An 8,512-nucleotide genomic window follows, 5' to 3' on the forward strand; every position below is an offset into this window, starting at 1 on the left:
GCCCCGGGCCTGCCGGGGCGGCGGCGCCCGGCCGGCGGCTCCCGGACCGCCCCCGTTCCCGCCCCCGATTCCCCCGCCGACCCCGCCCGAGGAGGCATCCGATGACACAGGCACCGTTCCGGCCCGCCGCCGGCGGCACCGCCGCGGAACCCGTCCCCGCCGTGCCCGCCCCCCGCTCCCGCCCGCCGCTGATCGTGGCCGGCTTCGACAGCTCCGACCACTCACGGCACGCCCTGGACCGCGCGGCCGAGGAGGCCGTCGCACGCGGCGGCACGCTGGAGATCCTGTACGGCTGGCCCTGGGACCTGCTGCCGCCGGAGCCGGGGGCGCAGGGCGAGGCCACCACGCTTTTCCAGCGTTCCCGCCGGGTGGTGGACGAGGCCGCGGACCGCATCCGGCAGGACCACCCGGACCTGCCGGTGGTCCCGGTGATGACCGTGGAGGCGGCCGAGACCGCGCTCGCCCGGCGCGGCCGGCACGCGGCGCTCACCGTCGTGGGCACCCGGGGCCACGGCGGTTTCGCCGGCATGCTGCTCGGCTCGGTCAGTCTGCACGTGGCGGCCCACACCACCGGACCGCTGCTGGTGGTGCGCGGGGACAACGCCCGCACCGGCCACCGGGTGCTGGTGGCCGTCAAGTCCGACCTGGACCGGGAGGCGCTGCGCTTCGCGTTCGAGGAGGCCCGGCGGCGCAAGGCCGAGCTGTACGCGCTGCACGTGTGGCAGTACCCGGCCTTTCCCGAGCACGCGGCGGACGCCGGGACCGCCGAGGAGGTGGCCCGGTTCGCCGTCTCCGCGCTGCGCGAGGAGTACCCGGACGTCCAGGTCCGCACCGAGCCGGCCGTCGGTCCGCCCGCCCGGCAGCTCATCGAGGCGACCCGCTCCGCCGATGTGGTGGTGCTGGCCGCGCACCGCCGCCGGCACCGGATCGGCATGCAGCTGGGCCCGGTGACCCACGCCCTGCTGCACCACTCCCACTGCCCGGTGGCGGTGATCCCGGCCGACTGACCTTCCGGCCGCCGCCCCGCCGCCCGGACCTCTCCGGCCGGAGACCCGCCGAGCGCGGTCCGCCCGGGGTCACCCCGTGCCCCATTGGCCCACACACCCTAAGGAACCAGCCATGCACCACCGCGTGATCGGCCAGATCATGAACCGGGACGTGGTCACCGTCCAGGCGGACACCCCGGTCAAGGAAGCCGCAGCCCTGCTGGCCAGCCACGGCATCAGCGGGCTGCCCGTTGTGGACGACGACGACCGGGTTCTCGGCGTCCTGTCCAAGACCGACCTCACCCTCCGGCAGGCCGCCCAGGGGGCCGAGCCGCCGCCCTGGTGGCACAGCCGGCTGGTGCGGGGCGCGCGCCGGGACCGGATCGCGCGCCAGAAGGCCCGGGCCCGGACCGCGGGAGAGCTGATGACCTCGCCCGCGGTCACCATCGGTGCCCGGCAGAGCCTTGCCGAGGGCGCCCGCGTGATGGCGGCCGACGACGTGGAGCGGCTGCCGGTGATCGACGAGGAGGGCCGGCTGGCGGGCATCGTCTCGCGCAGCGACCTGCTCCGGGTGTTCCTGCGCCCGGACCAGGAGATCCGGGCGGAGATCGTCCAGGACGTGCTGGTGCGCACCCTGTGGCTGGCACCGGAGAGCATCCGGGTCGAGGTGGACGGCGGGGTGGTCACCCTGGCGGGCACCCTGTCCCGGCGCAGCGAGGCCGGCATCGCACTGCGGCTGACCGGGCGGGTGGACGGCGTGGTCTCCGTGGTGGACGAACTGGAGTGGGAGGAGGACGACTCCGGCATCCGGCCCGCCGAACGGGCCATGCACGGCATCGCCGAGGAATGGATCCGCCGCCTGTGACGGCGGCGGCGCCGGAGCCGGACCCGGGAGGGGAGGCAGGTCCCGCAGGCCCCGGGTCCGGACCCGCGCTGCCCGCAGGCAGCGCGCAGGGCCGAACGGCCCCTGCACGTCTGAGCGTCTCCTGCGGCAGGATGGACGCATGAATGCCCCGACCCATGCCCCCGAGACCCCCATCCGGGTCTTCCTCCTCGACGACCACGAGGTGGTCCGCCGGGGACTGCGTGACCTGCTGGAGGACGAGCCCGACCTGACCGTGGTCGGCGAGGCGGGCGACGCCCGGCAGGCGCTGGCCCGGGTGCCGGCGCTGCGTCCGCACGTCGCCGTGCTGGACGTCCGCCTCGGCTCGGACGAGGGCGGTGACGAGGAGGGCATCGAGGTCTGCCGCGAGCTGCGTGCCCGGATGCCGGACCTCGCCTGCCTGATGCTCACTTCTTTCGACGACGACGAGGCGCTGTTCGACGCCATCATGGCGGGCGCCTCGGGATATGTGCTGAAGCAGATCAAGGGGTCGGACCTGATCAAGGCGATCCGCACGGTGGCGGGCGGCCAGTCCATGCTGGACCCGGGCGCCGCCACCCGGGTGATGGCCCGGCTGCGCGGGCCGCAGGAGCCGGACACCCCGCCGGAGCTGGCCCGGCTCTCGCCGCGCGAGCGGGAGATCCTGGAACTGATCGGCGAGGGCCTGACCAACCGGCAGATCGCCGAGCGGCTCTATCTGGCCGAGAAGACGGTGAAGAACCGTATCTCCTCGATCCTGTCGAAGCTGGGCGTGGGGCGCCGGGTGCAGGCCGCCGTCATCGCCGAGCGCATCCGGGAGCGCGAGGGTTCCTGAGCGGGGCGACGGGGTCTGCCGCGCTTTCCCCGGCGGCGCCCCCGGGCCCGCCGGCCGCACTCCGGAAAAGTACGTTGAGGGCACATCTTTTTTACTAGGCTGCGGGCATGCCGATACCCGCCGACGTTCCCGCCCTCGCCTCCCGCTGCCTCACGGTCGGCGCCTCCCCCGTACGGGAGATCCTCGCGCTCACCGCGCGGCCCGAGGTGATCTCCTTCGCGGGCGGCCTGCCCGCGCCGGAACTCTTCGACGCCGACGGGATCAGGGCCGCCTACGACCGGGTGCTCGCCGAGAGCGCGCGGCGGGTCCTGCAGTACTCCACCACCGAGGGCGACCCCGCGCTGCGGGCCGCCGCGGCCGCCCGGCTCGCCGCCCGGGGACTGCCGACCGGCCCGGAGGACCTGCTGGTCACCACCGGTTCCCAGCAGGCGCTGACCCTCATCGCCACGGCCGTGCTGGAGCCCGGAGACACCGTCCTGGTCGAGGACCCCACCTACCTGGCGGCCCTGCAGTGCTTCGGCTTCGCCGGCGCCCGGGTCGTCCCGGTCCCCACCGACGACCACGGCATCGACCCCGCCGCGCTGGCCGGCCTCGTCACCCGCGAGCGCCCCAAGCTGCTCTACCTGGTTCCCACCTTCCAGAACCCGACCGGCCGCACGCTCCCGGCCGCACGCCGCCGGGCCGTCGCCGAGACCGCCCGCCGGCACGGCCTGTGGATCGTCGAGGACGACCCCTACGGCGAACTGCGGTTCGGCGGCACCCACGAGCCGTGGATCTCCTCCTTCGACGCCGCCGCCGACCGCACGGCCCTGCTCGGCAGCTTCTCCAAGATCATGGCCCCGGGCATGCGGCTCGGCTGGCTGCGCGCCCCGGCGGCCCTGCTGCGGGCCTGCGTGGTCGCCAAGCAGGCCGCCGATCTGCACTGCTCCACCGTCGACCAGGCCGCCGCCGCCCGCTACCTCACCGACTCGGACCTGGACGCGCATCTCGCACACCTCCGGTCCGCCTACCGCGCCCGCCGGGACGCACTGCTCGACGGCCTTCCCCACGCCCTGCCGCCCGGCAGCACCTGGAACCGTCCGGACGGCGGCATGTTCGTCTGGGCCCGTCTGCCGGACGGCCACGACGCCACCGCGCTGCTGCGCAGGGCCGTGGCCCACGACGTGGCCTTCGTCCCCGGCACCCCCTTCTTCGCGGGCCCGCCCGACCCGGCCGCCCTGCGCCTGTCCTTCACCACCCACTCCCCCGACGAGATCGAGGAGGGCCTGCGCCGCCTGGCCAAGACCTGGCAGGAGTGNGCGCCGCCTGGCCAAGACCTGGCAGGAGTGACCGGCCCGCCCGCCGGCGGTCACCCCGGGGGGCCGCCGGGAAGGAGAGCGGCGGCGGGGCCGGCGGCTCGGGGGCCGAATCTGCTGCGGACCCGGTCGGCGGCGTGCTCGGCCCGGTGCCGGTGCTCGCCGCGCGGACCGCGGGGGTCGAGGGTGAGCTGGCGGCCGGTGCGCCCGGCGTCGGCGAGGCCGGTGGCGCGCAGCGCGAGGGAGCGGACCCGGGCGCGTTGCAGGGCCAGGGCGTCGTGCAGGGCGTAGGCCGTGCCGGCCAGTTCCGGGGTGTGCGCGCTGGGTTCGGGCAGGGCGCGGCTGCGGGTGGTGATGCTGCGGTCGGCGTAGCGGACGGTGAGGGTGAGGCCGCGGGCGGTCTGGCCCTCGCGGCGCAGCCGGTGGCCGAGCCGGTCGGCGAGGGTGAGCAGGGTCTGCCGCCGGATGTCCGGGTCGAGCTGGTCGTGCGGGAAGCGGTGTTCGGCGGCGGTGGAGCGGGGCACGCTGCCCGGGGTGACCGGCAGCGGGTCGGCGCCCCGGGCGAGCTGCCGGATGCGGCGGGCGTCGGGGGCGCCGAGAACGCGCTGGAGGGTGGCGGGCGGCGCGGCGGCGATCCGGGCCAGGGTGTCCAGGCCGTAGTGGGTCAGGGCGCGGGCGGTGGCCCGGCCGACGCCGGGCAGCGCGGAGGGGGGTTTGCCGGCCAGGAAGGCGGCGACGGCCTCCGGGTCGGCGGGCAGGGTGCGGACCGCGCCGGGCGGGCCGTCCTGGGCGGTCATCCGGGCCAGCAGGGGGTTGGCGGCCACACCGATGGTGGTGTCGGTGGCGCAGCGGGCCAGGGCGCGCACCCGGATCCAGCGGGCGAGTTCGGCGGCGTCGTGGCCGAAGTAGCGCAGGCTGCCGCGCACGTCGGCGAGGGCGGCGTCGTAGGGCAGCGGCTGCACCACGGGGGTGATCTCGTGCAGGACCTCCAGCAGTCCGGGGTAGCTCTCCTCGGTGCTGTGCTCGAAGCGGACGTAGAGCACGTGGGGGACGTCAACGGCGTCCGCGTTGCCGGCATTGTCCGCGGTGCTCGCGGTCTTTGCGGTGTCCGGGGTGTTCCTGGCGGTCATGGCGGTCATCCCGCGCTTCCGGGGCTGGAGTGCCACAGGCGGCGGACGGGGGCGGCGCCGTCGCCGGCCGGGCGGAGGTCGGACCACGGGTGCATCACGGCGCCGGTGGGCATCCGGATGCGGCGCCCGGCCCCGGTGCCGTCGCCCTCCGGGGCGCCTTCGTCCTCGGCGAGGCGGGCGGCGACCGCGTCCAGGCCGCCGGTGCGGCGCAGTTCGATCAGCTCGGCGAGATCCCAGGCGGCGGCGCAGACCACGCTGGTGGCTCCGGGGGCACGGCGCTGCACGGTGCCGCGGGCGAGCAGCAGCCCGCTGTGGAAGATGGCATGCGCGCAGGCGGGGTGGCTGTCCTCGAAGGCGGCCAGGTCGATCAGGCCGTCCCCGGCGTCCAGGGTGAGGAAGATGATCCGCTTGCCGCTGCTGATCGCCGGGGTCTGGGTGGCCGCCTTCACCCCGGCGACCAGCACGGTCCGGCCCTTGGGCACGGAGTGCAGGGCCTGGGCGGAGACCACCCCCAGTTCGGTGAGGAATCCGGCGTGGTCCTCCATCAGATGCCGGGAGGTGTCCATGCCCAGCACCTGCAGCTCGGCCTCCAGCCGCTCTCCGGTGCCGAGGTCCGGAAGCCCGGCGGGCTCCGTCTCCCGCGGCCCGCCCGCGTCCACCGCCAGCACCTCCTGCTCCCCGCGCCGCTCCCCGCGGCGGGCCGGGCGGCGGCCTCCGCCGGAGGCGGCCGCGCGATGGGTGTGGTGCAGTTCGGCGATGTGGAGGAGCAGGTCCCGGCGGTTGGAGCCGAAGGCACCGAGCGCGCCGATGCGGGCCAGCCGCTCCGCGGTGGGACGGCTGGGCCGGGCGCGGCGCCAGAAGTCGTCCAGCGAGGTGTACGGCTGCCCGGCGGCGATCCGGGCCGCCTCGGCCCCGGCGATGTTCTCCACCTGGGACAGCGACATCCGCACCCCCCACTTACCGGACACCAGTTCGAGTCGATAGGCCGTGTCGGAGCGGTTCACGTCCACCGGCAGGATCGGCACGTCGTGGCGGCGGGCATCGGCCAGCAGCACCCTGCGCGGCCACATCCCCGGGTCGTGCTCCAGCAGCCCGGCGTAGAGCGCCGCGGCCCGGTGCGCCTTGAGCCAGGCCGACTGCACGGACACCGCGGCGAAGGCGGTGGCGTGCGCGCGGCAGAAGCCGTACGCGCCGAACGCCTCCAGCACCTTCCAGATCTCCCGGCACACCGCGCCGTCGTGCCCGCGCGCCGCGGCATGCGCCATGAACCACGCACGGACCTCCTCCCGGCCCTCGGTGTCGGCCAGCCCGCGCCGCATCTCCTCCGCCTCGTCCAGCTCGCGGCCGGTCATCGCGGCCATGATCCCGGTCACCTGCTCGTGCCAGATCACCACGCCGCGGCTGGCCCGCAGCAGCTCCTCCAGGTCCGCGTGGAGCACCGGCGGCACCTTGCCGTGCCGGGAGGCGACGTACTGGCCGGGCATGTCCCCGGCCACCGGGCCGGGCCGGAAGAGGCTGATGTCGGCGACGATGTCGGCGAAGGTGGCGGGCTGCAGGCGGCTGAGCAGATCCCGCTGGCCGGGGGATTCGAGCTGGAACAGCCCGAGGGTGTCGGCGCGGCGGATCAGCGCGAAGGCCGCCGGGTCCTCCGGCGGCACCTGGGCCGGGTCCTCCAGGTCGATGCGTTCCCCGCTGACCCGCTCGATCTCGGCGGTGGCATGCGCCAGCGAGGACCACAGCCGCACCCCGAGGATGTCCAGCTTGAGCAGTCCCCACAGCTCCACGTCCTCCTTGTCGGCCTGGACCATGGGGAAGCCCTCCTGGGCGGTGGGCTGCACCGGCAGCCGGTCCAGCAGCCCGGTGTGCGAGATGATCACGCCGCACGGGTGCATGGCGGTGCCGCGCACCAGGCCGTCCAGCCCTTCGGCCAGTTCCCAGAGCAGGTCGTAGCGGTCGCCCCGGGCGGCCACCCGGCGCAGTTCCGGCAGCTCGGCGACGGCCGCCCGCAGATCCCGGGCCCGGATGTGCGGGAAGGACTTGGCCAGCCAGTCCGCCTCGTCCGGGTCCATGCCCAGGGCGGCGGCGGTGTCCCGGACGGCGTGCCGGGCCCGGTAGGTCTCGGGCATCGCGACCATGGCGATGCGCCGCTCGCCGAAGCGGCGCAGCACCGCGCGGTAGACCTCCAGCCGCCGGGCGGACTCCACGTCCAGGTCGATGTCGGGCAGGCTGCTGCGGCGGCGGGAGAGGAACCGCTCGAAGATCAGCTCGTGCTCCAGCGGGTTCACATTGGAGATGTCCAGGGCGTAGTTGACCAGTGAGCCCGCGCCCGAGCCGCGGGCCGCGACCCGGATGCCCAGCTCCCGGGTGTCGGCCACCACCGCGGCCACGGTCAGGAAGTAGCCCGCGTAGCCGAGGTCGGCGATCACCGACAGCTCCTGGTCCAGGCGTTCGCGCGCCTGCCGCCAGGACGCACCGGACGCACCGGACGCACCGGAGCGGCCGGAGCCACCGGAGCGGCGGAACCGGCCGGGCCGCCCGGCCCCGCCGGGGCCCCGGGTCCCGGCGGAGTCCGCGGAACCGGCCGGCCCGGCGGTCCCCCCGGAGAGCCCGGAACCCGCGGAGTCCGCCGGACCCGCGGGCGGGTCCACGGCGACACCGCGGCGGGCCAGGCCCGCCTCGCAGCGCTCCCGCAGCGCACGGTTGAGCGAGGCCGCGTCCGTGCCCACCACCTCCGGCTCCGGGAAGTGCGGGCGGCCCATGCCGAGATCCTGCTGCGGATCGATCAGGCAGGCCCGTGCGGTCTGCGCGGTCGCGGCCAGCAGCCGGGCGGCCTCCCGCTCCCCGCCGCCCGCGGCGCGGGCGATCTCCCCGGCCGCCTCCGCCATCTCCCGCGGCCCCTTGAGCCAGCGTTCGCCGCTGTCGGTGGCGCCCGGCACGATCGGCACCAGCCGGCGCGCGGAGTCCAGTACGTCGGCCATCCGGTGCTGCTCCGGGTCGGCGTAGCGGACGGCATTGGCCAGCACCGCGGGCACCCCGGTCCCGGCGGCCAGGCCGAGCGTGCGGGCGGCCAGCCGCAGCGAGCCGGGGCCGGTGCCGGTGCGGCCGTGCCAGACCGCCTCCAGCCGCAGGCTGTCGCCGAACAGCTCGCGCCAGGGGGCGAGCAGCCGGGCGGCCAGGTCCGGGCGGCCGGCGGACAGCGCCCGCACCGGCTCGGAGACCGGGCCGAGCAGCACCATCAGCGCGGGGGTGGCGTGCGCGCGCAGCGCCTCCCAGGAGACCACCGGCGGGCCCTCGGCGGCGTGCGCGGCGGAGATCATCCGGCACAGCGCGGCCCAGCCGGCCCGGTCCCGGGCCAGCAGCACCACGCGCAGCGGCGGCTCGTCCACATGGGCGCCGCCGCGCAC

General features: G+C 76.1%; 5 protein-coding genes and 1 pseudogene. 4 read left to right on the forward strand and 2 right to left on the reverse strand.

Features of this window, described 5'->3' with window-relative positions; translation table 11 throughout:
- Positions 1 to 101 precede the first annotated feature (101 nt).
- From GQS09_RS24660 to GQS09_RS24675, 4 genes and pseudogenes are all read left to right on the forward strand, one after another.
- Complete coding sequence (locus GQS09_RS24660; protein WP_165989776.1) at positions 102 to 1,007, forward strand: universal stress protein; 906 nt, start codon at positions 102 to 104, stop codon at positions 1,005 to 1,007.
- 112 nt (positions 1,008 to 1,119) lie between these two features.
- On the forward strand, positions 1,120 to 1,851 hold the full coding sequence (locus GQS09_RS24665; RefSeq protein ID WP_165989777.1) for a CBS domain-containing protein: 732 nt from the start codon (positions 1,120 to 1,122) through the stop codon (positions 1,849 to 1,851).
- A 139-nt stretch (positions 1,852 to 1,990) separates the two neighbouring features.
- Entirely contained in the window at positions 1,991 to 2,683 is a 693-nt protein-coding gene (locus GQS09_RS24670) for a response regulator transcription factor (RefSeq protein ID WP_165989778.1), read from the forward strand.
- A 107-nt stretch (positions 2,684 to 2,790) separates the two neighbouring features.
- Positions 2,791 to 3,966 (forward strand): annotated as a pseudogene (locus GQS09_RS24675) (PLP-dependent aminotransferase family protein); the annotation flags it as partial.
- Positions 3,967 to 4,031: 65 nt separating this feature from the next.
- On the opposite strand, the gene GQS09_RS24680 reads toward GQS09_RS24675, so the two are convergent.
- Positions 4,032 to 5,117, reverse strand: coding sequence for a helix-hairpin-helix domain-containing protein (locus GQS09_RS24680; protein ID WP_165989779.1), 1,086 nt, complete (start codon positions 5,115 to 5,117; stop codon positions 4,032 to 4,034).
- The coding region (locus GQS09_RS24685; RefSeq protein WP_165989780.1) for a DNA polymerase III subunit alpha at positions 5,114 to 8,512 on the reverse strand (3,399 nt) is incomplete at its 5' end. The genes GQS09_RS24685 and GQS09_RS24680, both read right to left, overlap by 4 nt.

It is taken from the genome of Streptomyces sp. YIM 98790 (assembly GCF_011421595.1).
Taxonomy (GTDB): Bacteria; Actinomycetota; Actinomycetes; order Streptomycetales; family Streptomycetaceae; genus Streptomyces.